Raw genomic sequence first — 25,675 nt, forward strand, 5'->3', positions numbered from 1 at the left:
TACGCTGTTCGACAAACCCCAGCCCGGTGGCCGGGGTATCGACCTGCTGCCGAGGGCTGAACTCACCGTGTCATTGCCCGAACCCGGCTTCGATTACCAAGGCTGTCTTGCAGCCTGCGCCCAAGGCCAGCGTCAGGCCCTGCGCGAGCTGTATGACCAGGAAAGCGCCCGCTTGCTCGGGGTCGCCCGGCGCATCGTGCGCGACAGCGCCACGGCCGAGGATGTGGTCCACGATGCTTTTGTCAGGATATGGACCCGCGCTGGCAGTTTCGATCCAAGTCGAGGTTCGGCACGCGGCTGGATCTACAGCATCACCCGCCACCTGGCGTTGAACTTCATTCGCGATAGCGCACGCCTGGTGCCTGCCGGCGAGGAGGATGAGCCAGTGTCAGCCGTCTCTGAACAGCAGCCTGGCTTCGACCTGCAAGCACGCTCGGCGAAGATCTTCGACTGCCTCGATCAGCTAGAGCCGTCGCGGCGCAGCTGCATCCTGCATGCCTATGTCGATGGCTGCACGCACGCCGAGATCGCGCAGAAACTCGGCGCGCCGCTGGGCACCGTCAAAGCCTGGATAAAGCGTGGCTTGAGCGCATTGCGGGAGTGCATGGGATGACCACCCAGAACGGCGACGAGCGCCCTGATGAGCTGCAGCAACTGGCTGGCGAGTACGTCCTGGGCACGTTGCCTGGCGAGCAACAACGCGCGGTGCAAGCACGCCTGCAACACGACCCGGCCCTGCGTGCGGCGGTGGATGCCTGGGAGCAGCGGCTGCTGGAGTTGACTGCCCTGGCCGAGCCCCAACAGCCCAGCCCACAGCTGCGCCAGCGCATCGAACGCAGCCTGGATACCCTTGAGTCACCCGCCCCGTCAACGTCGCGCCAACAGGCCGACTCGTGGTGGAACCTGCTGCCCTTGTGGCGTGGCTTGGCGGGTGCCGGGCTGCTCGCCAGCCTGCTCATGGCGCTGGCCCTGCTGCTGGGCGACCCGCCGCCGGCCACGCCCACTTACCTGGTGGTGCTGGTGGCGCCACACAGCCAGGCACCTGGCTGGGTGGTGCAAGCCAGCGATCGCCAACAGGTGCAGTTGATCCCCTTGGGCGAGACGATCATCCCGGCAGACAAAGCCCTGCAATTCTGGACCAAGGCTGACCACTGGCAGGCGCCGGTGTCACTGGGTTTGGTCAAGCCTGGGCAAACCCTCTCGCTGCCGTTGGACAAGCTGCCGCCGCTTGAAGCGAACCAGCTGTTCGAGCTGACCCTGGAGGGCGTACAGGGCTCGCCGACGGGCAAACCTACCGGGCCAATCCAGTTCATCGGGCGCGCGGTGAAAGTCATCTGATGCCCATTCCATTGGCCTGGCGCTGGGTCTACATCTCCACCTGAGTGCCCAGCTCGATCACCCGGTTGAGCGGCAATTGGAAGTACTTGAGGTTGCTGTTGGCGTTCTTCAGCAAGAACGCGAACAACTGCTCGCGCCAGCGCGCCATGCCCATGCGCTTGCTGGCGATAACCGTCTCGCGACTGAGAAAATAGGTGGTACGCATCGGGCTGAAGTCCAGGTCCTGACGCTGGCACAGGCTCAAGGCCAGCGGCACATCAGGCTCTTCGATGAAGCCAAAATGCAGGGTGACGCGGAAAAATCCGGCGCCGTAGGCCTCGACTTCCAAGCGCTGCTCGGGGCGGACCCGCGGCGAGTCTTCGGCGACCACCGTGAGCAACACCACCTGCTCATGCAGCACCTGGTTGTGCAGCAGGTTATGCAGCAAGGCATGCGGTACTGCATCGGTCCTGGCGGTGAGAAACACCGCAGTGCCCTGCACCCGATGCGGTGGCTGCGCCTGAATGCTGGCGATGAACAGCGGCAGCGCCAGCGCGGCTTCATCCAACCGCTCGAAGATGATCTTGCGCCCGCGCTTCCAGGTGGTCATCAGCACGAACAGCGCTAAGCCGGCGATCACCGGGAATGCCCCGCCCTGCACGATCTTCGGCGCATTGGCGGCAAAATACAGGCTGTCGACCAGCAGGAACCCGAGCAGCATGGGGATCGCCAGCCAGCGCGGGGTTTTCCACAACAGCAAGACCACCGCTGCGGACAGCAGCGTGGTGATCAACATGGTGCCCGTCACCGCCACCCCGTAGGCCGCCGCCAATGCACTGGATGACTCGAAACCGATCACCAGCAGCACCACGCCGACCATCAACGCCCAGTTCACCGTGCCGATGTAGATCTGCCCCTGTTCGTGACTGGAGGTGTGTTGGATGAACATGCGCGGCACATAGCCCAGCTGAATCGCCTGGCGGGTGAGCGAGAAGGCGCCGGATATCACCGCCTGCGAGGCGATGATGGTCGCCAGGGTCGACAGCGCGACCATCGGCAGCAGCGCCCAGCTCGGCGCCAGCAGGTAGAACGGGTTGCGCACTGCCTCTGGGTTGTCGAGGATCAACGCGCCCTGGCCGAAGTAGTTGAGCACCAGCCCCGGCAGTACCAGCAGGAACCAGGCCCGGGCGATCGGCTTGCGGCCAAAATGGCCCATGTCGGCATACAGCGCTTCGGCCCCGGTCAATGCCAGCACCACTGCGCCGAGGATGGCCACGCCCATGCCCGGATGAACCACGAAGAACTGCACCGCCCAGGCAGGGTTGAGCGCCAGCAGCACTTCCGGGCGCTGGACAATGCCATGGATGCCCAAGGCACCCAGGACCACGAACCACAGCACCATCACCGGCCCGAACAGAATGCCGATGCGCGCCGTGCCGTGTTTCTGGATCAAGAACAGCCCAACCAGCACGATCACGGCCAGCGGTACCACCCAATGGTCGATGCCATCGAAGGCCAGCTGCAGGCCTTCTACCGCCGACAGCACCGAAATGGCCGGGGTGATCATGCTGTCGCCGTAGAATAGCGCGGCACCAAACAAGCCAAGCAGCACCAGCACCCTGCTCAGCCGGGGAAACGGCGCCGCCGCCCGCCGCGCCAGCGCGGTCAAGGCCATGATCCCACCCTCGCCTTGGTTGTCGGCACGCAGGATGAATAACACGTACTTGATCGTGACCACCCAGACCAATGACCACAGCACCAGCGACAGAATACCCAGTACGCCATCGTGACTGGCTTGTACGCCATAGTGACCGGAAAACACTTCCTTGAGGGTGTACAGCGGACTGGTGCCGATATCGCCATAGACCACACCGACTGCGGCGACGAGCATGCCGAGACCTGTGGCTCTACCGTGGTTGGACTGATCTGCTGCGGTCGCTGCTTGGCTCACGAATCACTTCTCTGCACAGGGGGAGGCAACACAGTCAATCCATGAGCGTCACCGGCTCCCCACAACCTGCTAGAGCCAGACCGTCGCAGCAGCCTGGGTTCAAACAGGTCAAGTTGACACTGCCCGCCTGCGGGCAAAAAGTGTCGCTAGTATGCTGATCGGCAATCGTGCTCGTCGTAAAAAAACCGTAAAAAACCAGCCCCGGTAGCCACTGCCAAGCGGCCTGAACATAACCAGCGGTGGCAGCCCAAGCCGCGCGTTGGCTGTTTCAGCGCCAGCGGCTACGCTGACGTGCAAGCCTTGAGGAGATACTGTCATGCCCACGCTCAACTCGCTGCTCTGTGCGGTGCTCGCCGTTACGCTGAGCTGCACAGCAGTGGTGTCGCTTGCTGACCCTGGCAATGGCAAAGGCAAGGGACACGACAAGGGTGGCCAGCACGGCAAGCAGGACCCGGCAGGCGCAAGCCACCGGCACGGCGGACCTTCGATCGATGTCGCAGGGGTCAGGATCATTCTCGGCGACAATCGTGACTACTGGAGCCCGGGAGCGGCTTTGCCGCCAGGCATCCAGAAAAACCTGGCTCGGGGCAAACCCCTCCCGCCCGGTATCGCCAAGAAGCTGGACAGCCGCCTGCTGGGGCGCCTACCTCATTACGAGGGCTATGAATGGCAACAGGCAGGCAAGGACCTGTTGCTGATCACCCTCGCCACCGGCGTTATTTATGAAGTACTGCACAATGTGCTGGATTGAGCCAGGCAGTGAAGCTGCATGGGGCACTACTCTCTGAGACAGCAGCGCAAGCAAAGCGGCGACAAAGCATGCCGCAACTTGGGTCGCTGGCCGGCAGCGGATGCTCTGGCCATAGCCAGATAACCGCAGCCGCTGCGGGTTGGGCGCTACCAGATGGCAATCTCGTAAGTCAGGTAGATGCGGTTGCTGTCACGACCACGGGAGAAGTCCGAGCGATAGACGTAATTGCGCAGTTTCACCCCCAGCCCCTTCGCTACCCCTGCCTGGACCACATAGGCCAACTCGATGTCACGCTCCCATTCCGCCAGGCCCTCGTCGCCTGAACGGCCATTGTCACCGCTCAGGTAACGCGTCATGAAGGTCAGGCCCGGAATGCCGGCGGCGGCGAAGTTGTAGGCGTAGCTGGCCATCCAGGTCTTCTCTTGCTCTTCGATGAACTTGCCGATACCGACGTTGCTGAACGAGTAGACTGTCGCACCGCTGATGTAAGGCAACCCGGCGTCACCCTCGAGCATCTGGTAACCGGCACCAAGGGTGTGCCCGGAGTGGGTATACGATACCTGGCCGCTGAGCATGTGATTGTCGATCTTGCCGCCATGGGCGGCGCCGCTATCGCGACTCTTGAAGTAGCGCAAGTCGCTGGTGAACACCCCGCCGGCCAACGACAGGTCGTGGACCACGCCGGCATAGTCCTGGCGGTAGAAATGCTCTAGCTGAGCGTGAAAGTAGCTCACACGCAGTTGCTTGCTGACGGCATAGTCGGCGCCAGCGAAGCTGAAATCGCCAGACTCGCTGCCGCCGTAGCCATCGAGGTACAAACCGGTGCTATCGGATGAGTCGCGCAGCTTGAAGCGATCCAGGTAGCCGGCGGTCAAGGTCAGGCCATCGACATCGGTACTGGTCAGTTGCGTACCCTGGTAGGTCTGCGGCACAAGCCGCGCATCGTTGTAGACCAGCACCGGCGTCTTGGGCAGCAGGGTGCCATGCTTGACCACGGTCTGCCCCAAGCGCGCCTTGGCCGTCAGCCCGGCACTGGCGAACTCGTCTGCTGCCCGGCCATCGTCATGAACTGGCAGCAAGCCGGTCCCACTACGCCCGCGGCCTGAATCGAGGCGCACGCCAAGCAGACCCATGGCATCGAGCCCAAGGCCCAATGTGCCTTGAGTGAAGCCTGATTGGTAGTCGAGCAGAAAACCCTGCGCCCATTCCACTCGCTCACTCTTGGCGCTCGCCGCAGCGCGGGCGCTCATGCCTTGTTCGTCGCGAAAGTTTTCGTTGAAGTAGACGTTGCGCAGCTGCACTTTGAGCTTGCTGTCGTCAATAAATCCGGCAGCGCCGGCCACAGGCAACCAACCGCAGAGCAGGCCACAAGTGGCCCCACGGAAAACAGCTTGGGACATGATCGGTACTCTTTTGTTGTTCTTGGAGAGTTGGGCGCTGGCGCGCCCACTGCAGATCAGACGAAGAAGGACAAGGCCCCCGTGAGCAAGGCCAGTGCGGTAATGACCAACGAAGTCAGCACCGCCCATTTCACGGTGGCCTTCTGGAAGTCACCGATGTCGCGATCGACCATGCCCACCAGGAGCAGGGTCGAGGCCACCAACGGGCTCATCAGGTGCACCGGCTGACCCAGCACCGAGGCGCGAGCGATTTCTATCGGGTCGATGCCATAGGCAGCCGCCGCGTTGGCCAGGATCGGTACCACGCCGAAGTAGTAGGCGTCGTTGGACAGCACGAAGGTCAGCGGCATGCTGGTCAGCGCAACCACCAGCGGGAACCAGTGGCTCCATGCTTCGGGAATCCAGTCGACCAGGGTCTGCGCCAGGGCGTCGACCATCTTGGTGCCGGAGAAGATCCCGGCGAAGATACCTGCGGCAAACACCAGCAGGACCACGGTCATGGCATTGCCCGAATGGGCCAGGATGCGCTCTTTCTGCAAGTCCAGCTGTGGATAGTTGATCATCAGCGCCGCGACGAAGCCGATCATGAACAGCAGTGCGGAATGCATGACACCCAGCACCAGGGCGGTCATCACGGCGATTACCAGCACCAGGTTCACATACGCCAGGCGCGGACGCTTATGCGGGTTGTCGCCGAGGATTTCCTTGATATAGCAATTGCCGCCACCGGATTCCAAGGCAATGTTGCCGATCCGCCGGCGCTCCGCCCGCCCCAGCAAGTAGGCGGTGAACACCACCCAGGCAGCTCCGCCGATCACTGTCGGCAGCATTGGAATGAAGTATTCGGTCGCGTCCAGCCCTAGCGCGGCAATGGCTCGAGTGGCCGGGCCTCCCCAGGGGCTCATGCCACTCATGATGCTCAACGACAGCATCGACACCGTGGCCAGGATCATCGGGTTCATGCCGATGCGCTTGTACAGCGGCAGCATTGCCGCGCAGGTAATCATGTAAGTGGTGGTGCCGTCGCCATCGAGCGCTACCAGCAGCGACAGCAACGCAGTGCCGATGGCGATCTTGATCGGGTCGCCGTTGACGCGCTTGAGAATCTTGCGGATCAGTGGATCGAACAGGCCGGCGTCGATCATCAGGCCGAAGAACAAAATGGCGAACAGCAGCAAGGCTGCCGAGGGCGCCACCATCTTCAAGCCATCGAGCATCATCTTGCCAAGCTCAGGGGCGAAGCCACCGATGAGGGCGAAGACAATCGGCACCACGGTGAGCGCAACAATCGGTGAAAGGCGTTTACTCATGATCAGGTAGGTGAAGGTCACCACCATGATCAGGCCCAGGAGTGCGAGCATGGTCTTTTCTCTTGTTGTTATTCTATTGCGGCCATCGGCAAGGCAGACGGCCCCCTACCCCACTCGACATCGCTGGGATGTTGAGTGGGATTTTAAGTCAACGATGGGAGATACAAGTGCTTTTCAGCTGTGCTGCCGGGGCTCGGCAGTCCAGTCGGCCTGCGCCGTGTCCAGCTCGGTCGGGGCCACCGGGGAGCCGTTCAAGCGACTGAGCAAGGTTTCCCGTTCGCAGGCGTTTTCCGACAGTGAAATAACCACCGTGGCCACGGCATTGCTGGCCAGGCTGGTCAAGGCGCGCGCTTCGGACATGAAGCGATCGATGCCGATCAGCAAGGCCAGCCCTGCCAACGGTATGTCGTGAATGACCGTCAGGGTCGAGGCCAGTGCCACGAAACCACTGCCGGTCACACCTGCTGCGCCTTTGGAGGACAACAGCATGATCGCCAGCATCGTCACCGTCTGGCCGAGGGTCAGATCGATGTTGCAGGCCTGGGCGATGAACACCGCCGCCAGCGACAGGTAGATGGCAGTACCGTCGAGGTTGAACGAGTAACCCGTTGGCAACACCAGCCCCACTACACCTTTCTTGCAGCCAAGCTTCTCCAGTTTTTCCAGCATGCGCGGTAGGACCGGCTCGGTGGACGAGGTGCCGAGCACTACCAGAAACTCCTCGCGAAAATAGCGCAGCAGCTTCCACAGGCTGAAGCCGTGCGCACGGCAGATACCCCCGAGCACCACCAGCACGAAAAACGCGCAGGCGATGTAGAGCGTACCGACCAGCTTGGCCAATGCCCCCAGCGAGGTTACGCCGTATTGCCCGACAGTGAAGGCCAGCGCACCGAAGGCGCCGATCGGGGCGAAGCGCATCAGATAGCCGAAAATGCGAAACACCATGGTCGAGGCCGACTCCAGTACATCGAGTACCGGCTTGCCCTTCTCGCCCATCGATGACAGGGCAAAACCACTCAGTACCGCGATGAACAGCACCGGCAGGACTTCACCCTTGTTGAACGCCCCGATGAAGGTATCCGGGATGATGTGCATGAAGAAATCGACCACGCTGAGCTTCGCCGCAGACGCGGCATACTGGTCCAGGCCGGCCGTGCTGAGGGTGGCCGGGTCGATGTTCATGCCAACACCCGGGCGGAAAAGGTATACCGCGCCCAGGCCGATCACCAGGCTGACCACGGTCAGTACCAGGAACAGCAGCAAGGTCTTGCTCATCAACCGCCCCAGCGAGCGCTTGTCGGTCATCCCGGCGATGCCGGTGACGATGGTGCAGAACACCACAGGGGCGATCATCATCTTGATCAGCTTGATGAAGGCATCACCCAGTGGCTTTAGCGCAACGGCCTGTTGCGCCCAGAAGTGACCGACCACCACGCCCAGCAGGACGGCGCAGAGGATCTGGAAATACAGTGACTTGGCGAGTTTCATGAGGCATCACCCATTGTTGAAATTGTGCGGATGCGCTGGTTGTCGAGGTGCTACGCCCCTGCCTACCCCGCCAGCCTGCGCAAGGTGGGGGCGTAGACGAAGCCTGAAAACAGTCGGCGAGCGGTTCTCACCACCGATGCCTGAAGCGTCTTGCCATCGGCACCGCTGCGCGAAAGCGCCACGTCAATGCCGCCGCTGGGGTGCTCCAGACGCACTTCCTGCAACTGCTGGGCTTGCTCGCCGAGCATGTCCATGATCACCGTGCCAGGGCTGACGCAGGCAGTCGCCAAGCCGATAGCACCGGTGATGGCCAAGGCCCGGTGGCAGTTGTGAGGCATGAAGTAACGTACCTGCAGCGTGCCGTCATAGCGCGGCGCCGAGACCAGCACAGGCTTGGGGATCACCATGCCGCTGACATCGCCCAATCCCATCGCCTTGCCGGCTTTCAGGCGCAGGGCCTCCAGACGTTGCAGCAGGCGGGTATCGGCATCCAGCTGCGCCGGGGTCTCTGACCCGGTCATGCCCAATTCGCTGGCATGGACGATCATCATCGGCATGGCCATGTCGATGCAGGTCACCGGTACACCGTCGATCACATCCTGGGCCTGGCCAGTGGGGAACAGTTTGCCGGTCTTGCTACCCACTGCATCGAGGAAGGTCAGGTGCACCGGGGCGGCAGTGCCCGGTACACCGTCGATCGCCGTACGGCCTTCGTAGCGCACGATGCCACCCGGGGTTTCCACCAGCGAGTTGACGAAGGTACCGGTGTTGAGATTGCGGATGCGTACCAGGGTCTTGCCGTCCTGCGGCTTGACCAATCCTTGCTCGATGGCGAACGGGCCAACGGCGCACAACATGTTGCCGCAGTTGGGCGCGGTATCGACCCGGCGCTGGGCGACCATGACCTGCACGAACAGGTAGTCGACGTCGGCGTCGGCATGCAGCGACGGGCTAACGATCGCCACCTTGCTGGTTTGCGGGCTACCACCACCGATACCGTCGATTTCCAGCTCATGGCCGGAACCCATCAGGTTGATCAGCAATTCGTCGCGCTCGACCACGTTGGCAGGCAGATCCCATGCATGGAAAAAAGGCCCTTTGGAGGTGCCACCGCGCATGAGTACGCAAGGAATTCGTTGCATGATTTCGTACTCTTGTTGATCAATGGACATCATTGATGTTGTAGACACAAGACTGACAGGGATGGATAAATCATTCCAATGCAAATATCGTAGTGATTATTGCGTTTTTCAGATCAATCAAACCTGGCCGCAGGAGAGCGAACTCAGATGGAATATGAGCTGCAAGACATTCGATCTTTCGTGAAAATCGCCGAACTAGGCAGTTTTCATGAAGCTGCAGAAGCGCTGCACCTGTCGCAGCCGGCCCTGAGTCGGCGGATCAAGAAACTTGAAGAGGGCTTGGGTACTTCGCTGCTGGAGCGCACCACCCGTCGTGTCAGCCTCACCAGCGTGGGACGTGACTTTCTGCCCAAGGCCAGGCGTTTGCTGGATGACTTCGAGGACTCGATCCTGAGCATTCGCGAGCTCGCCGAACGCCAGACCGGCCAGGTCACACTCGCCTGTATTCCGACGGCAGCGTTCTACTTCCTGCCGTCGGTCATCCGCGACTACAACGAACAGTACCCGAAGATCCGCATTCGTCTGCTCGACCTCAGCGCCAACGACGGGCTCGAGGCGGTACTGCGGGGTGAGGCCGATTTTGGCATCAACATGATGAGCGGCCAGCACCCCGACATCGAGTTCGTCTCCCTGGTGCAGGAGCATTTCGTCCTGGCCTGCCGCAGAGACCATGCCTTGGCCACCCGTGAGGCCGTCACCTGGACAGAACTGGCCGATTACCGCCTGATCGGCGTCGGCCGTCTGAGCGGCAACCGGATGTTGCTGGATCATGCGCTCTCCGGGCTCAACTTGCGGCCCAAGTGGTTCTACGAGGTTCAGCACCTGTCTACCTCGCTGGGTATGGTCGAGGCCGGGCTGGGTGTCTCTGCCATGCCCAGCCTGGCCATGCCCAGCGCCGACCACCCGACCTTGGTCAGCGTGCCGCTGATCGAACCGCAGGTGACTCGCACCCTGGGGTTGGTCTATCGGCGCGGGGCGTCGCTGTCGCCAGCGGCGGAAAAATTCGTGTCGATCCTGCTGGACAAATGGCCCAACCGTTGAACCCAACGCCCCGCTTGCAGCCCGGCGCGGCATAGTCACCCTGGACAATGCGTACATGGCTCAGTCCTCGCCCAGACCCAGCGAGTTGGGCCGACGCTTCTCGATCGCGAACTTGAGCAGCGCAGCGCTACGGAACAGGCCATGGGCAAACTTGCCATAGGGCAGTGTGATGAACAGCGCCATGACCGTGCCCAGGTGAATCGCCAGCAAGACCGCCATCGCTGCGGTATCACGCAGGCCCAGCAAGACGAGGCCCGTGGCGCTGACCAGCAGCAGAAGCAGGAGAAATGCCCGGTCCATGGGGCGCTGGGCAACATCGCCGTGCTCCGCTGCCCTGCGCAGGCTCAGCGTCAGCAACCCGGCCGGCCCGATGATCAAGCCAAGACCGCCCAAGGTGCCCAGCAGCACCGGCGCGCTCAGCAGCGGGTACGGCGCCTGTTGGCCCAGCAAGTAGTGGTAACCGGTGGCGACCAGCGTCGCGGCAAAGCACAACATGAAACCGTAGAAAGTGAAGTGATGGAAACGTCGGCGCCAAAGCGTGAAGCGATCATCGGCATTGTTGCAGCCTTTGCCATGCCCACCGTCCAGGTACTTCAGGGTCAGTGCAGCACTCGACGCCTCGATCACCGCCGCCGTGGCTGGTTGCGCCAACGCCTCGGCAGGCGAGACCGAGCGCCAGAAGCGTCGTACCGCCATCGCCAGCGCAACACCTGCAGCGGCAAACACGCTGCCGAACATCAGCGCCAAGGTGTTATGTGGGAAAACCGCATAGAAATTTCCCGCCAACCGCCCGGGCAGTAGTGTGCCGTTGACCCACAAGGTCAGCAGCAAGAACAACGACAAGGCCACTGCCAAGGCGCTTGCGACAAACGTGCCGTTGCGCCGATACAGCCGCCCGAAGAGGGTTGGCCAGGCGTACTCGGCATACGTCTGCACGCGCACTTTGGCCATGGCCTGTGGCACGTTGACGGCGAATTCGTGGGGCTGGGCGTACTGGCAGGCGTGCAGGCAAGCCCCGCAGTTGTGGCATAGGTTGGCCAGGTAATGGATGTCTGCCTTGTTGAACTCCAGCCTGCGGGTCATCGCCGGGAAAACTGCGCAAAACCCCTCGCAGTAGCGACAGGCATTACAGATGCGCAACTGCCGGTCTACTTCCTGCTCCTCAAGGGTCAACAGCGGAATCAAATCGAGGGCCGGCTGGGCGGCATCGGGCAGGTAGGGTTCAGGCAGTTGCGCGGTCATGGCTATTCTCTTGTTCTGGATGAAGGTGGCCTGTCGCCGCAGCGGCGTGGGTCCCGGCGATGCGGCCGAAGGCTGTGCCGATGGACATGCCGACACCTGCGGTGTAGCCCTTGCCCAACACATTGCCCGCCATCATCTCGCCGGCGACGAACAGGTTCGGGCTGGCATGCCCATTGAAATGCACTGCAGCCGTTTCATCGGTGCGCAGCCCAAGGTAGGTGAAGGTCACCCCCGGTCGCAGCGGGTAGCCGTAGTACGGTGGCGTATCGATCGGGCGCGCCCAGTGGCTTTTCCCCGGCTCCAGGCCCTGGGTGTGACAGTCGTCCAGGCGGGTGTGGTCGAAGGTGCCCACCTGGCAGGCACGGTTGTAGGCCTGCACGGTTTCGACGAAGGCTTGCACAGGCAAACCGAGCACGCCGGCCAGCGCCTCCAGGCTATCGGCGGTGGCGCCGGGAAAAACCGGCGGCATGAACCGGCCGAGGGCTTTCTGGTCGATGATCGAGAACCCCACCTGGCCAGGCTGATGAGCCACCAGGCGCCCCCAGATGGCATAGCGTTTTGGCCAGAAATCCTCGCCTTCATCATAGAAGCGCTGCCCATCGCGGTTGACCACCACGCCCAGCGACACACAATCGATGCGCGTGCAGATCCCGCCATCGTAAAGCGGTGCGCGGGCGTCGATCGCCACCATGTGCGCCTGGGTCGGGTCGCCAATGGTGTCGGCGCCCTGTTCGATCAGGCAGCGTAACAGGACCCCGTCATTGAACCGCGTCCCGCGGATCAGGAAATTGTCCGAAGGCCACTCCCCTCGCTCATTCTGCCCCCAGGCTTCGCGCAACCATTGACGGTTCGACTCGAAACCACCGGCAGCCAGCACGCAACTGCGCGCCTCGATGCGCTCGGCAGGAAGGTGCCGGCCCTGGACCTCACGCGCCGGCACATGGCCGGCTACGAAACGTCCATCTTGCAGTTCGATATCGGCGACGGGCGTGTCGTAGCGGATCTGTACCCCGAGTTGTTCGGCGCTTCGATAGTAGGCATTGATCAGCGCCTTGCCGCCGCCCATGAAAAACGCATTGGTGCGTGCGGTGTGCAGCGCGCCAGACAACGATGGCTGAAAGTGCACGCCATGGCGGCGCATCCACCCGCGGCAGTTGGAGGATGCGCGAATCACCAGGCGCGCGAGCTTTTCGTCGGTCTGGCCACCGGTGACTTTCAACAGGTCCTGCCAGAATTCTTCTTCCGGGTACGCTTCGACCAGCACGTCCTGCGGGGCGTCATGCATGCACCGCAAGTTGCGCGTGTGCTGGGAATTGCCACCCCGCCAGACGCGCGGCGCAGCCTCGAGCAGCAGCACGCTGGCTCCCGCCTCGCGCGCCATCAGCGCGGCACAGAGGGCGGCATTGCCCCCTCCGATGACTAGCACATCGATCATTTCGCCTCCAAGTCACGCAGCGCCGGATGTTCGGCCGCTTTTCGGTGACCCAGGACTCTAAAGAGTGCTTCAAGGGCGCGAAACGCGATTACCGCGGGGAGGCATTCAGTTTTTCTAAAGGCCCGGATTAGGGGAAGACTGCGTCAAAGCAACTGAGCGCCCGGCCAGAGGCCCTGCTCCACCAACTCCCGCGAGACTTCCTGCAGTACGATCCGGGTAGCCAAGGCGGCCGGCGAGAGTTCGTCATCGCTCAAGCTGACAATCAGATTGCGTCGCTGCGCTTGCGCCTGATCGATGGAAAATACGCGTAAGCCTGCCTGATGCGCCCGGGCAACCGTTGCGCCCGGCTGAATGGTGGCGGCATGACCTGCACAGACGCAATCCATCAACAGCGACAGGCCATCGACTTCCAAGACGATCCGGGGTTCGCGCCCTGCTCGTTCGAAAATCGAACGCAGCGTAGTCCGCAGACCATGCTGTGTGCTGGGCATCACCAAGGGCAGCGTGGCGATCTGTGCCAGAGTAAGCGCCTCACCCCAATCGGCATTGACCAGCGCGGCAGGAACCAGGACGAACAGGCGCTCGTTCAGCAGTGGCCGGACATTCAGGCGAGGCCCGGCGTCTGCTTGGAACAGCACGGCCAAGTCAAGGTGCCTGGCGTTGAGCTGGTTCACCAGGTAACCGGATAGCATTTCTACCAGGTGCAGGCGGATGTCGGGATAGCGTTGGCGCATCCTGTCGATCAACGCCAAGCCAAGAATCGATGCGGTAGTCGGTGCCAATCCCACGCTGGCATAACCGCTCATACGGCCACTTTGCGCGGCAAGCACCGCATGCTCCGCCTGACGCAGCGCCAGGCGCGCATGGTATTCGAAGGCCAGGCCCGCCGCCGTCGGTGACACGCCGGTGCTCGAGCGGGTCAACAGCCGGGTACTCAACTCGCTCTCCAGCTTCGACAGCTGCTGGCTCAAGGCGGAGGCGCCGACACCAAGCTCGAGCGCAGCCCTACCCAGGCTGCCGTACTCCAGGACACTCAGGAAATAGCGAAGCTGACGTAACTCCATACAAGACTCTTTCACCGCTGGGGGCCGCAGAGGCTAGCCCGGATTTGCCGATACGTCAGCCAGTTCGAATGCATCATGCCAGGTAGCTCTAGCCTGAGCTGGCTTGACTGGGTGCCTTGCCGTTGAGTAACAGACCTACCTTGGACCCACTGCCTCGGGATTGGCTACGTTCTTGGGTGCGCCGGCAAAAAACGCCACGAGATTGTCGAACGCATCACCAAAATAAAGCTCGTAACCGTTCTTTTCCACGTACCCCAGGTGCGGTGAGCACAGCACGCGCGGGTGATTGAGCAACGGGTGGGCGGGGTCGAGCACCGGCTCGTCCTCGTAAACGTCCACTGCGGCATAACCTGGCCGCCCGGCCTGCAATGCCTGCAGCAACGCGCCCGGGGCAATCAGTTCGGCGCGACTGACGTTCACCAGCAGTGCATCGGCTTTCATCCTGGCAAGATCGTCCGGAGTGACAATGTAGCGCGTGCTCTGGGCCAGGCGCAGGTTGAGGCTGAGGATGTCCGCCTCGGCGAACAAGGCTTCACGCGAAGCTGCGGCGCGGTGGCCATCGGCTGCGGCCGCTGCCCGGCTGCTATCGCTGCCCCACACCAGTACCGGCATGTCGAACGCCTGGGCATAGCGCGCCAGCCGCTGGCCGATCTTGCCGTAACCCCAGATGCCCAGCACCTGGCCAGCCAGCGCCGAACCCAGGTTGACCTGCCATTGCCCTTGCCTGAATCCCTGTAGCGCCGCTACCAGCTGACGCCGCGCATTGAGCATCAGTGCCCAGGCGAGTTCTGCCGGGGCTACCGGCGAACCGCGGCCCTCGGTGACGACGATGCCACGCGCCGTGCATGCCGCCAGGTCAAGATGACCAGCAAGCTTGCCGGTCTGGCTGATCAGCTTGAGGTTGGGCAAACGATCCAGCAGCGCGGCATCGATGCGCGTTCGTTCACGCGTGAGCACCAGCGCATCGGCATCGGCGAACCTTATGGCCAATTCCTCCAGCGAGGCCGGTTGCCGCTCGTGCAGCACCGTGACGTGGTGGCCCGCCAACCGACTGAAGCAATCGAGCGTACGGATCACATTCTGGTAGTCGTCGGGAATGACGATATGCATGCCGGTGGCCCCTGGCGATGATGGAAGGATCGGACGATAGCTGAGTTGTGGCGCTTATGACGAGTGCCCCACTAAGCGGTGAAGCGTCATGCATCCGCTATTCGATGGCTGCGCCCACACTATCGAGTGGTGATCCCCCTCAATCCGCTAATCCGGCCAGCACCGCGTTGACCATGCTGCTGAAGGCTGCCGGCGAGTCCACAGCCCGCGCAGCAGCGTTGACCGCTCCGTGCGCATGGGTGGAGCGCCTGGCCTGGTCGGCGGTGGCCGACAGCTTGACGATCACCAGTTCGCGCCGAGGGTTGATGTAGAGCTTCTGCCCAAAACGCCCGCTGGCCTCCACCGACCCATCGCCATCATTCTTCTGGAACCAATAGTTGCGGTAGCCGTAGCCAGGGCGACCGGGGCCGAGGCTGCCTTGGGCGAACACCGCCGGGTCGGCGGGCTGGAACGTACTGTGCACTGCCTGGTTGAAGCTGTCGCCCTTGACCTCGCGAGCCAGTTCACGGCGTACCAGTTCGGCGAAGCGGGCGGTGTCTCGCAAGTTGCAGCTGATGCCGCCACTGGCCATCTCGGTCCCGAGCGGGTCGACCTGCACATAGGCATCGTGCTCGGCGAAACGTGACCACAACCGCTGCTCGACCAGTTGCGCCCAGTTCAGTCCAGTGATGCGCCGCAACACCCACGCCAGCGCCTCCGGCGAGCCGTTCTGGTAGAAAAAGGGCGCCTTGTCACCTGGCTGCGGGGCCTGATGCACGTGCTGAAGAAAGCTGTAGATATCACCTGGCATGTCGCCTCGCGGTATCAGGCCGGTGGCGGCAAACAGGCCGAGGTCCGGCGGCATCTGCGCTGGATACTCCACCGCAACTTGCATGTCGAGGTTAGCCTGCACGGTCGCCTCGCCGAACGGCGTGCCGCTTAGCTCCGGCACGTAATGCGCCAGTGTGCGCTGCGGGTCAAGCGCACCTTCAACGATCAACTGGGCGGCGATCAGGCCTGTGACCGACTTGGTCATCGATGCCCATATATGCGCCTGGCCCGGTTGGAACGCTTCCAGATAGCGCTCGTATACCACCTTACCCCGATGTAGCACGATCAGCCCGTCGGTGCTGGTTTGCTCAAGGTAGTCGGCCAGGGTCAAGGGCTGCTCGCCGACCCTCAAGGCCACCTGATCGAGGGCTAGCCGGCGGCCTTCGGCCAAGGCCAACGGGACGGCTGCGCGGCCAATGCCACGGGTCGGCGACACCTCGCGGGCGTGGCGCATCGACCAGCGCAAGTAAGGTGGCTGAAAAGCATTGGCCTGGTTGACACGCAACTGCGCTGGAGGAGGAAACCCCTGCATCACGCCCTGCCCGGCCGGTGCGCCGATGGCCAACCCTGGGCCCAGCGCCCCGGCCAGCACCAGGGCAAAGCCGGGCAGATTGGCGGAGTGGGCGTGCATGCTGCGCTTGGACATGGTCTTGCTCCTTGGTTGCATTAGAAATTGGCACCAACGCTGAACGCGAGGTAATCGCGGTCACCGCGGGTGCCGTAATCGCCGTCGAGGTAATCGGTATAGGCCAGGCTCGCCCAGTATTGGCTGGCCAAGTTGATGTCCACGCCCAGGCTGATCGAGCGCGAGCCTTCATTGAAGGCCGAGCTGTCAGCGGGTGAGTAACCCTCGACGTCATGGGCCCAGGCCAGGTTGGGGCGGATGTCCAGGCCCGGGATCAGATTCGGATAGCTCCAGGTTGCGCGCAGCCGGTAGCCCCAGGAAAAGGGCGTCACGAAGCCTTCGCCATTGCAATCGCCTGGGCTTTTCGAGATCGCCAGGCACACGCTGTTATCGGCAAGTTCGCCGTTGCCGTAGGCACCGGAGCGGCCATAACGCGGTCCGAACCGCCCCTCCAGTCCGCCGACGTAGGTGGCCCCCAGCTCGCCCATCAACAGCAACTGGTTGGCGCCCATGACCTGGCTGAACGCCTGTACGGCAGACACCTGGGCCTGGGTCACCTCCTTGCGCCGGTAACCGTCGAAAGCGGTGTTGTCAGTCGCAGGACGCAGGCCATCGGCATTCAACGGACTACGACCGGGGGCATTGAGCAAGGATTGCAAGACATCGTTGCCGTTGAGCTGCACCGGCATGTTCGGCCGGTAGCTCAGCTCCCCTTGCACGGCAGCGCCGTTGCGCAGGGTGGTGGCGAAGGTGATGCCGTACAAGCGAATGTCCTCGGGGTATTGCGCCCGGTACTGCGAGGTGCCCATGCGCAGCGCACCGGCCAGGGTCTGGCCGGTGCCAGACGCCAGGAAGGCAGCGCAGTTGGCCAGCGGCACGCCGAGATTGCTACACAGCGCCCCGGCAAAGCCGCTATTGGCGTAATAGCGGCTACTCACCGTGCCCAGGTAGGGCGAGCGGCTGTGGTAATTGGCGGCGAACAAGCCGAACTCGGTATCCAGCGATTGGACGTACCAATGCAGCGAAAATCCCCATTGGCCACCGTTGCGCGCCTCCTGGTCGGCGCCCCGGGGCACCCGCACGCCCTCCTCCGTCAGCCTCACATCGAACGGGGCCAAGGCCTGCGAAACCGCAGGGTTGGTCAGCATCTGCCCGCCGACATCCAGGCCTGTGCAGCCCTCAGGCATGAAGTCGTTGCCGGAAAAGAACGTTGCGCAGTTGTCCAACCGAGTCTGCTCCCAGTCCAACTGGTAGAAAGCGTCGAAAGACAATGCCTGATTGAGGTTCTGCGTGAGATACACCAGGTTGACCGGCGCCAGGGCGTCCTTGACCTCCGAACCTGGGCGGCGCAGCGCGGCCTGGTTTAAGGGGTTGACGACGTTCAGCCCGCCCTGGATGAACAGGCTTTCGCCCCAGTTGACCACCTGTTTGCCCAGGCGCAGCGAACCGGGCTCCCCGTCGATGTCGTAGAGTGCGTAGGCGAAGGCATCGAGCAGCTCCACACCCGCGGTTTTCGCCGATACCTGGCGGTTGTCGTCGTCGATATCGACAGCCCGCTGGCTGTGGTCACGCTGCGCAGTGTCATACCAGTAAGTACCCCGCACGAATACCCCAAGGTTGTCGCCGCGCAGCTCCAGATCGTGGGTGCCTTTGAAGACTGCCGAGAACACATCGCCCGCGCGGTAGTTGCGTCGCCCGTCGTTGCCGTTGGCAGCCTGCAATTGCTGTTTGTCAGGGTTGGCAGTACTGATGGCAGTACCGAACGACAGGGCCGAGTCGAATCGCCCTTGCAGCGGGCCAACATCCAATTGCACGCCCGCGACCGGGGTGGCTAGCAGGCAGCACAGGGCCGCCAGCGGCGCGCGGCGCCGGCAGGAAAGAAGGGTTGCGCTCACTCTTAACCTCTTGTTGTTTTATTAGAGAGGGAAATGATGGGTTCAGCGCGGACGCGCCGGCCGCCCAGGCCGGCGGTGTCGGTGACGAGGAGTATCAGGTAGGTTTGCCGACGCTCACAAATAGCGTCTTCAGATCAATGCCATGCCGGTTCGTTATGGCTCGATGGCGGTGGTTCAGAGCACCTCGAACAAGCCCGCCGCCCCCATGCCGCCGCCGACACACATGCTCACCACCACATAACGCACCTTGCGCCGGCGGCCTTCGAGCAAAGCATGCCCGACCATGCGCGCACCGCTCATGCCGTAGGGATGGCCGATGGCGATGGCCCCACCGTTGACGTTGAGCCGCGCAGGATCGATGCCCAGGTGTTCGGCGCAGTAAAGCACCTGGCAGGCAAACGCCTCGTTGATCTCCCACAAACCGACGTCCTCGACTCGCAACGCATGGCGCGCCAGCAGTCGCGGTATCGCCAACACCGGGCCAATGCCCATTTCTTCCGGGGCCAGGCCCACCACCGCCATGCCCCGGTACAGCCCCAGCGGCTGGCCACCTAAGCGCGCCGCCCGCGCACCACTCATCAGTACACAGGCGCTGGCGCCGTCGGACAACTGGCTGGCATTGCCTGCGGTCACGCAACCGCCCTCGACCACCGGTTGCAGTGCCTCGAGGTCCGCCAGCCGGGTCTGCGGGCGGTTACCTTGATCCTGGATCAGGTGCACGCGTTGGTGAGTCTGGATCCCGGTGACCTTGTCCACGACCTTGCACTGCGCCACTACCGGGACGATTTCATCGGCGAACAGCCCGGCAGCCTGTGCTGCCGCCGTGCGCTGTTGCGACAGCCAGGCGTAACGGTCCTGCGCCTGGCGATCAATGCCATAGCGTTTGGCGACATGCTCGGCCGTGTGCAACATGGGCATGTAGGCGTGCTCGCACAAGCGCCGTACCGTGGCGTCCTGGGCGGCGTTGGCGGCCTGCATGTGGGCCTGTTGCACCAGGCTGATCTGCTCTTGCCCGGCGCCGACCACCACGTGCATGCCCTCGCCGCGGATCTGCTGGGCGCCGATGGCGATGGCCATCAACCCCGACGCGCACTGCCGATCGATGGTCTGCCCGGCCACCGACAGCGGCAGTCCGGCCGCCAGGGCCGACAGGCGCGCCGGGTTGATCGCAGCGGTACCGCTTTGCATGGCGGTGCCCAATACCAGATCCTCGATTTCGCCCGGTTCTATGCCCGCGCGCTCGACCGCAGCGCGGATGGCAATGGCGCTCATGCTGGGTGTGGTGAGGTCGTTGAAAGCGCCACGCCAGGCCTTGGCGATAGGCGTGCGCGCGGTGGATACGATGACAGCGTCTTGCATGAAACGGCTCTCCTTGGAAAGTTACGCCGGCAGCAGGCGTTGGTAGGCGCTGCGCAGCTTGAGGGGAATGGCGACCGGGCGGTTGTCGCGGCGGTCGACGAAAACATGGCTGAAACGGCCAGCCGCGCAGGCCTCAGGTTCGCCCTCGACGAACACGGCCAGGGCGTAGTGCACTGAGCTGTTGCCCAGTCGCTCGACGGCCATGCCAACCTCGATGCGTTGTGGGAAGGCGACGGCGGCGAAATAGTTGCAGGCCGAACCCGCCACGTAGGCCACCACCGGGTCGCGATGAATGTCCAAACCGGCATGCTCGATCAGCCAGGTATTCACGGCAGTGTCGAAAAAACCGTAGTAGACGACGTTGTTTACATGCCCATACAGGTCGTTGTCATGCCAGCGGGTGGTGATCGGCTGGAAGTGGCGATAGGCGCTGCGCAGCGGGCGCTCCCTGGCCATGTTCAGAACGCCGCCTGATAGAGGGCCAGGGCATCGGCGAAGGTGACCTTGCGCGGGTTGTTGACCAATAACCGTTGCTGTTGCAGGGCATCCTCGGCCAGCAGTTGCAGGCTGTGCCGCGGTACCCCGACATCACGCAACCGATTGGGCAGGCCGCAGCGAGGCGCCAACTGCTCCAGCTCATCGATGAACTGGCTGCACAGTTCATGGGGGTCGCCAGGCACCAGCCGCTGGCCCAGCAGTGCTGGCGCCAGCGCCGCATAATCGGCGAACGCCTCAGGCCGGTTGAAACGCATCACGTGCGGCAGCACCAAGGCGTTGGCCAGCCCGTGCGGTACGTGGTAGCGCGCTCCCAGCGGGTACGCCAGCGCATGCACCGCCGCCACCGGCGCGTTGGCGAATGCCTGGCCGGCCAGGCAAGCGCCCAGGAGCATGGCCTGGCGTGCCGCCAGATTGCCACCGTTGTGTACCGCCTGGTCAAGGTTGCTGGCCAGCAACGCCAGCGCTTCGCGGGCCAACAGGCTGGACAGCGGGTTGCGCTTGAATTGGCTGGTTGTGGCCTCGATGGCATGGACCATGGCATCGATACCGGTTGCGGCGGTTATCGCCGGTGGCAGGCCCAGGGTGCGCTCGGCGTCGAGCAGCGCCAGGTCGGGCAACAACAGCGGTGAGATTACCGCCATCTTGGCCGCCTCGCCTGTGGTGATCACGGCCACGGGGGTGACCTCCGAGCCAGTCCCGGCGGTAGTCGGCACCTGGATCAGCGCCAGGCGCTGGCCCTTGGCCTGATCGATACCGTAGATCGCCTCCAGGGTCTGGTCACAGCCCGGATGTGCCAGCAGCGCCACCAGCTTGGCGACATCCATGGAGCTGCCGCCACCGAAACCGACGATCAGCTCGGCGCCGATATGCCGCGCCCGGCTGACCGCCGCCAGCACGCAGGCGTGGCTGGGGTCGGCGCTGACCTCACTGAAGATCGCCACGCTCAGGTGCGCCTGGGTGAAGCCTGGCAGCACATCATCGAGCATGCCCAGGTTGACGATGCCCGGGTCCGTCACGATCAGTACGCGGCGCACGCCACGCCGCTGACACAGCTGGGCCAGACGCCCGGCAGCGCCGGCTTCACACAACAGCTGGGGAGTCGTGACAAAACTGAAAGGCTGCATGTTTGTGTTCCTCTTGTTCTTGTGGGTGAACAGTTGGGCCAGGTCAGAAGGCGAAGTGCGCTTCATCCAGGCTCATCAGGCACAGGGCGCCGCCGCGTAACGCCTGGCAATGAGCACTGGCGCGCGGCAACACCCGCCGCCAATAGAAGGTGGCGGCATGCAGCTTGGCCTGGTAGAAGGCACTGTCCGCACTGCCTGCTGCCAGAGCCGCACTGGCAGTGTCAGCAGCCCGCAGCCACAATGCGGCCAGCAGCACGTAGCCTGAGTAGGCGAGAAAGTCCACCGACACCGCACCGATCTCCTGCGGGTCGCAGCGACAGGCATCAAGCACCTCGGCGCTCAGGTTGCGCCATTCCTGCAGGCGCTGGGTGACTGCCTGGGCCATGTTCGTCAGGCCGTCCGCGCGGCAACCTTGGGCCACTTCGAGCAATTCATCGATCAGCAGGCGCAATTGCTCGCCGTTGTCGCCGAGCACTTTGCGGCGAATCAAGTCCAGGGCCTGGATGCCGTTAGTGCCCTCATACAACTGGGTGATACGGCTGTCACGCATCAGTTGCTCCATGCCCCACTCGCGGATATACCCATGCCCGCCATAGAGCTGCACGCCCAGGCTGGCGGCCTCCTGGCCAACATCGGTGAGGAAGGCCTTGACGATCGGGATCAGCAACGCTGCCCGGCGACCGGCAGCCGCCTGAACTTCAGGCTGCGCGGCGCCATGTTCCAGATCCAGCGCTTGCGCCGCGAAGGCCGCCAGCATCCGGCAGCCCTCGCTGAGGGTTTTCTGCGTCAGCAGCATGCGCCGTACGTCAGGGTGGCAGATGATCGGATCGGCACTGCGTGCGGGCGCTACCGGGCCGGCCAGGCCGCGTGACTGCAAGCGCTCGCGGGCATAGGCCAGGCCACCCTGGAAGGCCGCCTCGGCGATACCCAGGCCCTGCAGGCCGACCTGGAAACGCGCGTCGTTCATCATGGTGAACATGCAGGCCAACCCCTGGTTGGCCTCACCGACCAGCCAGCCACAGGCATCATCGAAGTTCATCAAGCAAGTCGCTGCACCCTTGATGCCCATCTTGTGTTCGAGCGCGCCGCATTCGACCGCGTTGCGCGCGCCCAACCCGCCGCCATCGGTGCAGTGGAACTTGGGCACCAGGAACAGGCTGATGCCACGCACACCCACCGGCGCATCCGGCAGCCGCGCCAGCACCAGATGGACGATGTTGTCAGTCAGGTCCTGGTCGCCACCGCTGATGAAGATCTTGCTGCCACTGATGCGGTAGCTGCCGTCACCTTGCGGCTGAGCGCGGGTGCGCAACAGCGCCAGGTCGGTGCCGGCCTGGGGCTCGGTCAGGCACATGGTGCCGGCCCATTGGCCGCTGACCAGGTTGCCCAGGTAGTCGCGCTTGAGCGCAGCGCTGCCATGCCGGTGCAAGGCCAGCACGGCGCCCTCGGTCAGGCCGGAATAGATTCGAAACGACAGCGACGCGCCCATCAGCATTTCGTGAAAGCAGGCTGCAACCATTTGCGGCAGTCCCTGGCCATCGTGCTCCAGTGGGCCGGTCATGCCTCCCCAGCCCTGCGCCACATACTGTCGGTAGGCCTGACGAAAGCCATCGGGGGTGCGCACGCTGCCTTGCTCCAGGCGGCAGCCCTGCTCATCGCTCTGGCGGTTGAGCGGCGCAACCACCTCGCCGGCGAAGCGTGCACCCTGTTCGAGGATGCCATCGATGGTTTCGCGGTCCAGCTCATTGCCCAGGCGGGCACAGTGCGCTGTCACATCGAACAGTTCGTGCAGTACGAAATGCATGTCACGCAAAGGGGCTCGGTAGCTCATGCGCGGCCCTCGCGGACATCGGCCAGCTGTTTGCCGGCGGCCACCAGGCGCATCAACAGCGCGGCCGGACGCCAGTGCTCACCGAACAGGCCCTGCAGGCGCTCCAGCCTTGCCAGTAGCAGGCTCAAACCCTGCTGATCGGCCCAGCACATAGGCCCGCCGAGCGCTGCCGGGAAGCCGTAGCCATACCGGTAGACCCGGTCGATGTCGGCGCTGCAACTGGCCACCGACTCCTCAAGAATCTTCGCCCCTTCATTGACCAGTGCCAGCAGACAGCGCTCGCGAATTTCCTCATCGTCGATCGCGCGCCGGTGCATGCCCAAGTCCAGGGCAACCTTGAGCACCAGTGCATCGACCTCAGGGTCGTGCTCGGCATCGCGGCTGCCGGGAGCATACCGATAGTAGCCCTGGCCGCTTTTCTGGCCGAAACGCCCCAGCGCGCACAGGGCATTGTCAACCTGTACCAAAGGCGCATCCAGGTCCTTGCCAGCCAGCTGGCGCGCTCGCCACTCCAGATCGATGCCGACCACGTCATACATGCGAAACGGGCCCATGGCCAGACCGAACGCCTGCAGCGCCTCGTCCACCTGCCGCGGCGTAGCGCCTTCGAGCAGCAGCTTGCGCGCCTCGGCCACATAGGTGGCAAGCATGCGGTTGCCGATGAAGCCCGGGCAGTTGCCGGCCACCACCACTTCCTTACCCATGCGCTGGCCGAGGGCCTTGGCCGCATCGAGTACCGCAGGCGCAGTGCGCTCCCCACGCACGACTTCCAACAACTTCATGACATGGGCCGGGCTGAAGAAATGCAGCCCCAGCACCTGTTCTGGCCGGCGGGTCACGCCAGCGATGGCGTCGATATCCAGAGCCGAGGTGTTGCTGGCCAGGATGGCTTTGGCTTTGAGTGTGCTGTCCAGGGTGCGGAAGATGTCCTGCTTGAGTGCCAGGTTTTCGTATACCGCTTCGATCACCAGGTCCACTTCGGCGAGGTCGGCGCAGGCCATGACCTGGCGCACCCGCGCCAGGCAGGCGTCGGCCTCGGCCTGGTCGATGCGCCCCTTGGCCACCTGCTGTGCCCAAGTCTGCGCGAGCATCGCCAAGCCGGCTGCGGTAGCCCTGGGGTCGTTATCCAGCCACAGCACCGCAAGGCCTGCCCGGGCCAGGCTGATGACAATGCCGCGGCCCATCGTGCCGGCGCCGATCACGCCAACCTGCTGAATGTTGAAGGGAGTACTCACGGGTGACGCTCCTGATTAGTGGTGTCAAGGCATTGCCCTCACCCTAGTCAGGCGCCTACTATTTTTGAAATTTTCATTTTCCATCCCATGTATTTTTCGCATGAATATAGCCAACTTCGATCTCAACCTGTTGCGCGTGCTGGACATGCTATTGCGAGAGCAGAACGTCTCCCGCGCCGCCGAGCGTCTGGCCCTGACCCAGCCGACCGTGAGCAATGCCTTGGCGCGCCTGCGCGACCTGCTCGGCGACCCGCTACTGGTGCGCGTCGGCCGGCAGATGCGCCCCACTCCACGCGCCTTGGCCCTGGAAGGCCCGATTCGCGCGGCGCTGCAACAGATCGAACAGACCCTGGGCGTCGGCGACCGCTTCGACCCGCAGATCAGCCATCGGCAGCTGAGCGTCGCACTCACCGATTTCGCCGAACAGCTGTGCATGCCCAAACTGCTGGTCACTTTGCAAACCCAGGCCCCGCATTTGCGCGTGGACGTGCTGCACCTGACGCCCAACCTACCGGCCGAGGCCCTCGACCGCGGCGAACTCGACCTGGTCCTGGGGCGCTTCGATGATGTACCGGCGCGTTACGAGCGGCGCCACTGGCGCAGCGAAACCCTGCACGTGGCGCTGCGCCAGGGCCACCCGCAAGTGGCGGGCACACTGGACCTGCAGACGTTCCTCGGCTTGCGCCACCTGTGGGTGCACGGCGGTCAGACCCGCGGCATGGTCGACCAATGGCTGGCTGAACAGGGCCTGGCCCGGCAGATCGTCTACACCACCCCCAATTACCTGCAGGCCGCGCACCTGGCGGCAAGCTCCGACCTATGCGTGGTGCTGCCCACCGCACTGGCCCGCCATTTCGCCAGGCTGCTGCCGCTTCAGTTATTCGACCTGCCGTTCGCGTTGCAGCCGTTCCAGCTGGAACTGGTCTACCTTGCCCACCGCCAGCACGACCCGGCACTGGCCTGGCTGGTGGCGCGCATCATGGATATTGGCGCCGACTGAGCCATCGCATCCCGGCATGGGTAGCCATGCAAGAGTGGTATTGGTTC

The 25,675-nt window shown here is 63.5% G+C and carries 21 protein-coding genes; 5 read left to right on the forward strand and 16 right to left on the reverse strand.

Annotated features, from left to right (window positions below):
• Nucleotides 1–73 precede the first annotated feature (73 nt).
• Entirely contained in the window at nt 74–613 is a 540-nt protein-coding gene (locus ACI2JX_RS17295; protein WP_368971992.1) for a sigma-70 family RNA polymerase sigma factor, read from the forward strand.
• Nucleotides 610–1,338: an anti-sigma factor domain-containing protein gene (locus ACI2JX_RS17300; RefSeq protein ID WP_264232523.1), complete on the forward strand. Its 729-nt coding sequence runs from the start codon at nt 610–612 to the stop codon at nt 1,336–1,338. Before ACI2JX_RS17295 ends, ACI2JX_RS17300 begins: the two co-directional genes overlap by 4 nt.
• 28 nt (nt 1,339–1,366) lie before the next feature.
• On the opposite strand, the gene ACI2JX_RS17305 is transcribed toward ACI2JX_RS17300, so the two are convergent.
• Nucleotides 1,367–3,268: a potassium transporter Kup gene (locus ACI2JX_RS17305; RefSeq protein ID WP_264232521.1), complete on the reverse strand. Its 1,902-nt coding sequence runs from the start codon at nt 3,266–3,268 to the stop codon at nt 1,367–1,369.
• Between the two features lie 316 nt (nt 3,269–3,584).
• Here ACI2JX_RS17305 and ACI2JX_RS17310 point away from each other — a divergent pair, with 316 nt between their 5' ends.
• Nucleotides 3,585–4,019, forward strand: coding sequence for an anti-virulence regulator CigR family protein (locus ACI2JX_RS17310; protein ID WP_368971957.1), 435 nt, complete (start codon nt 3,585–3,587; stop codon nt 4,017–4,019).
• Nucleotides 4,020–4,165: 146 nt separating this feature from the next.
• On the opposite strand, the gene ACI2JX_RS17315 is transcribed toward ACI2JX_RS17310, so the two are convergent.
• From ACI2JX_RS17315 to ACI2JX_RS17330, 4 genes are all read right to left on the reverse strand, one after another.
• The gene (locus ACI2JX_RS17315; RefSeq protein ID WP_404690589.1) at nt 4,166–5,419 is read right to left on the reverse strand and encodes an OprD family porin; all 1,254 of its coding nucleotides are present in this window, start codon (nt 5,417–5,419) and stop codon (nt 4,166–4,168) included.
• 56 nt (nt 5,420–5,475) lie between these two features.
• Nucleotides 5,476–6,780 carry a CitMHS family transporter gene (locus ACI2JX_RS17320; protein WP_264232516.1) on the reverse strand — a complete coding sequence of 435 codons (1,305 nt, stop codon included), beginning with the start codon at nt 6,778–6,780 and terminating at the stop codon, nt 5,476–5,478.
• Between the two features lie 123 nt (nt 6,781–6,903).
• Nucleotides 6,904–8,217 carry a C4-dicarboxylate transporter DctA gene (gene dctA, locus ACI2JX_RS17325; RefSeq protein WP_264232514.1) on the reverse strand — a complete coding sequence of 438 codons (1,314 nt, stop codon included), beginning with the start codon at nt 8,215–8,217 and terminating at the stop codon, nt 6,904–6,906.
• Nucleotides 8,218–8,279: 62 nt separating this feature from the next.
• Nucleotides 8,280–9,359 (reverse strand): 4-oxalomesaconate tautomerase, encoded by a 1,080-nt coding sequence (locus ACI2JX_RS17330; RefSeq protein ID WP_264232512.1) that lies wholly within the window; start codon nt 9,357–9,359, stop codon nt 8,280–8,282.
• Nucleotides 9,360–9,506: 147 nt separating this feature from the next.
• On the opposite strand from ACI2JX_RS17330, the gene ACI2JX_RS17335 reads away from it, so the two are divergent.
• On the forward strand, nt 9,507–10,400 hold the full coding sequence (locus tag ACI2JX_RS17335) for a LysR family transcriptional regulator (RefSeq protein WP_186557014.1): 894 nt from the start codon (nt 9,507–9,509) through the stop codon (nt 10,398–10,400).
• A 60-nt stretch (nt 10,401–10,460) separates the two neighbouring features.
• Here the strand turns inward: ACI2JX_RS17335 and tcuB are convergent, their stop codons facing one another.
• The 11 genes from tcuB to ACI2JX_RS17390 form a co-directional block, all read right to left on the reverse strand.
• Nucleotides 10,461–11,642, reverse strand: coding sequence for a tricarballylate utilization 4Fe-4S protein TcuB (gene tcuB, locus ACI2JX_RS17340; protein WP_404690590.1), 1,182 nt, complete (start codon nt 11,640–11,642; stop codon nt 10,461–10,463).
• Nucleotides 11,623–13,077 carry an FAD-dependent tricarballylate dehydrogenase TcuA gene (gene tcuA, locus ACI2JX_RS17345; RefSeq protein WP_404690591.1) on the reverse strand — a complete coding sequence of 485 codons (1,455 nt, stop codon included), beginning with the start codon at nt 13,075–13,077 and terminating at the stop codon, nt 11,623–11,625. The genes tcuB and tcuA overlap by 20 nt, the downstream gene beginning before the upstream one ends.
• 143 nt (nt 13,078–13,220) lie before the next feature.
• A complete protein-coding gene (locus tag ACI2JX_RS17350; RefSeq protein ID WP_404690592.1) occupies nt 13,221–14,141 on the reverse strand; it encodes a LysR family transcriptional regulator in 921 nt (306 codons plus the stop codon).
• Between the two features lie 135 nt (nt 14,142–14,276).
• Complete coding sequence (locus ACI2JX_RS17355) at nt 14,277–15,251, reverse strand: D-2-hydroxyacid dehydrogenase family protein (RefSeq protein ID WP_404690593.1); 975 nt, start codon at nt 15,249–15,251, stop codon at nt 14,277–14,279.
• Between the two features lie 139 nt (nt 15,252–15,390).
• On the reverse strand, nt 15,391–16,707 hold the full coding sequence (locus ACI2JX_RS17360) for a serine hydrolase domain-containing protein (RefSeq protein WP_404690594.1): 1,317 nt from the start codon (nt 16,705–16,707) through the stop codon (nt 15,391–15,393).
• Between the two features lie 20 nt (nt 16,708–16,727).
• Nucleotides 16,728–18,581 (reverse strand): DUF1302 domain-containing protein, encoded by a 1,854-nt coding sequence (locus ACI2JX_RS17365; protein WP_404690595.1) that lies wholly within the window; start codon nt 18,579–18,581, stop codon nt 16,728–16,730.
• A 174-nt stretch (nt 18,582–18,755) separates the two neighbouring features.
• Nucleotides 18,756–19,940: an acetyl-CoA C-acyltransferase gene (locus ACI2JX_RS17370; protein ID WP_404690596.1), complete on the reverse strand. Its 1,185-nt coding sequence runs from the start codon at nt 19,938–19,940 to the stop codon at nt 18,756–18,758.
• Nucleotides 19,941–19,961: 21 nt separating this feature from the next.
• Nucleotides 19,962–20,396 (reverse strand): acyl-CoA thioesterase, encoded by a 435-nt coding sequence (locus ACI2JX_RS17375; RefSeq protein ID WP_404690597.1) that lies wholly within the window; start codon nt 20,394–20,396, stop codon nt 19,962–19,964.
• A gap of 2 nt (nt 20,397–20,398) precedes the next feature.
• The gene (locus ACI2JX_RS17380) at nt 20,399–21,562 is read right to left on the reverse strand and encodes an iron-containing alcohol dehydrogenase (RefSeq protein WP_404690598.1); all 1,164 of its coding nucleotides are present in this window, start codon (nt 21,560–21,562) and stop codon (nt 20,399–20,401) included.
• 43 nt (nt 21,563–21,605) lie between these two features.
• Entirely contained in the window at nt 21,606–23,393 is a 1,788-nt protein-coding gene (locus ACI2JX_RS17385) for an acyl-CoA dehydrogenase C-terminal domain-containing protein (protein ID WP_404690599.1), read from the reverse strand.
• Nucleotides 23,390–24,628 (reverse strand): 3-hydroxyacyl-CoA dehydrogenase, encoded by a 1,239-nt coding sequence (locus ACI2JX_RS17390; protein ID WP_264232493.1) that lies wholly within the window; start codon nt 24,626–24,628, stop codon nt 23,390–23,392. The genes ACI2JX_RS17385 and ACI2JX_RS17390 overlap by 4 nt, the downstream gene beginning before the upstream one ends.
• A gap of 100 nt (nt 24,629–24,728) precedes the next feature.
• On the opposite strand from ACI2JX_RS17390, the gene ACI2JX_RS17395 reads away from it, so the two are divergent.
• Nucleotides 24,729–25,628: a LysR family transcriptional regulator gene (locus ACI2JX_RS17395; RefSeq protein WP_404690600.1), complete on the forward strand. Its 900-nt coding sequence runs from the start codon at nt 24,729–24,731 to the stop codon at nt 25,626–25,628.
• Nucleotides 25,629–25,675 lie beyond the last annotated feature (47 nt).

Origin of the sequence: Pseudomonas sp. NPDC088890 (assembly GCF_044900155.1) — a bacterium.
In the GTDB taxonomy this organism is placed as follows: domain Bacteria; phylum Pseudomonadota; class Gammaproteobacteria; order Pseudomonadales; family Pseudomonadaceae; genus Aquipseudomonas; species Aquipseudomonas urmiensis.

What these genes read in the sequence shown, in the direction of transcription:
- ACI2JX_RS17300 (WP_264232523.1), top strand. Translation starts at nt 610, where the DNA reads ATGACCACCCAGAACGGCGACGAGCGCCCTGATGAGCTGCAGCAACTG.
- ACI2JX_RS17310 (WP_368971957.1), top strand. Translation starts at nt 3,585, where the DNA reads ATGCCCACGCTCAACTCGCTGCTCTGTGCGGTGCTCGCCGTTACGCTG.
- ACI2JX_RS17315 (WP_404690589.1), bottom strand. Translation starts at nt 5,419, where the DNA reads ATGTCCCAAGCTGTTTTCCGTGGGGCCACTTGTGGCCTGCTCTGCGGT.
- ACI2JX_RS17320 (WP_264232516.1), bottom strand. Translation starts at nt 6,780, where the DNA reads ATGCTCGCACTCCTGGGCCTGATCATGGTGGTGACCTTCACCTACCTG.
- dctA (WP_264232514.1), bottom strand. Translation starts at nt 8,217, where the DNA reads ATGAAACTCGCCAAGTCACTGTATTTCCAGATCCTCTGCGCCGTCCTG.
- ACI2JX_RS17330 (WP_264232512.1), bottom strand. Translation starts at nt 9,359, where the DNA reads ATGCAACGAATTCCTTGCGTACTCATGCGCGGTGGCACCTCCAAAGGG.
- ACI2JX_RS17335 (WP_186557014.1), top strand. Translation starts at nt 9,507, where the DNA reads ATGGAATATGAGCTGCAAGACATTCGATCTTTCGTGAAAATCGCCGAA.
- tcuB (WP_404690590.1), bottom strand. Translation starts at nt 11,642, where the DNA reads ATGACCGCGCAACTGCCTGAACCCTACCTGCCCGATGCCGCCCAGCCG.
- tcuA (WP_404690591.1), bottom strand. Translation starts at nt 13,077, where the DNA reads ATGATCGATGTGCTAGTCATCGGAGGGGGCAATGCCGCCCTCTGTGCC.
- ACI2JX_RS17350 (WP_404690592.1), bottom strand. Translation starts at nt 14,141, where the DNA reads ATGGAGTTACGTCAGCTTCGCTATTTCCTGAGTGTCCTGGAGTACGGC.
- ACI2JX_RS17355 (WP_404690593.1), bottom strand. Translation starts at nt 15,251, where the DNA reads ATGCATATCGTCATTCCCGACGACTACCAGAATGTGATCCGTACGCTC.
- ACI2JX_RS17360 (WP_404690594.1), bottom strand. Translation starts at nt 16,707, where the DNA reads ATGTCCAAGCGCAGCATGCACGCCCACTCCGCCAATCTGCCCGGCTTT.
- ACI2JX_RS17370 (WP_404690596.1), bottom strand. Translation starts at nt 19,940, where the DNA reads ATGCAAGACGCTGTCATCGTATCCACCGCGCGCACGCCTATCGCCAAG.
- ACI2JX_RS17375 (WP_404690597.1), bottom strand. Translation starts at nt 20,396, where the DNA reads ATGGCCAGGGAGCGCCCGCTGCGCAGCGCCTATCGCCACTTCCAGCCG.
- ACI2JX_RS17380 (WP_404690598.1), bottom strand. Translation starts at nt 21,562, where the DNA reads ATGCAGCCTTTCAGTTTTGTCACGACTCCCCAGCTGTTGTGTGAAGCC.
- ACI2JX_RS17385 (WP_404690599.1), bottom strand. Translation starts at nt 23,393, where the DNA reads ATGAGCTACCGAGCCCCTTTGCGTGACATGCATTTCGTACTGCACGAA.
- ACI2JX_RS17395 (WP_404690600.1), top strand. Translation starts at nt 24,729, where the DNA reads ATGAATATAGCCAACTTCGATCTCAACCTGTTGCGCGTGCTGGACATG.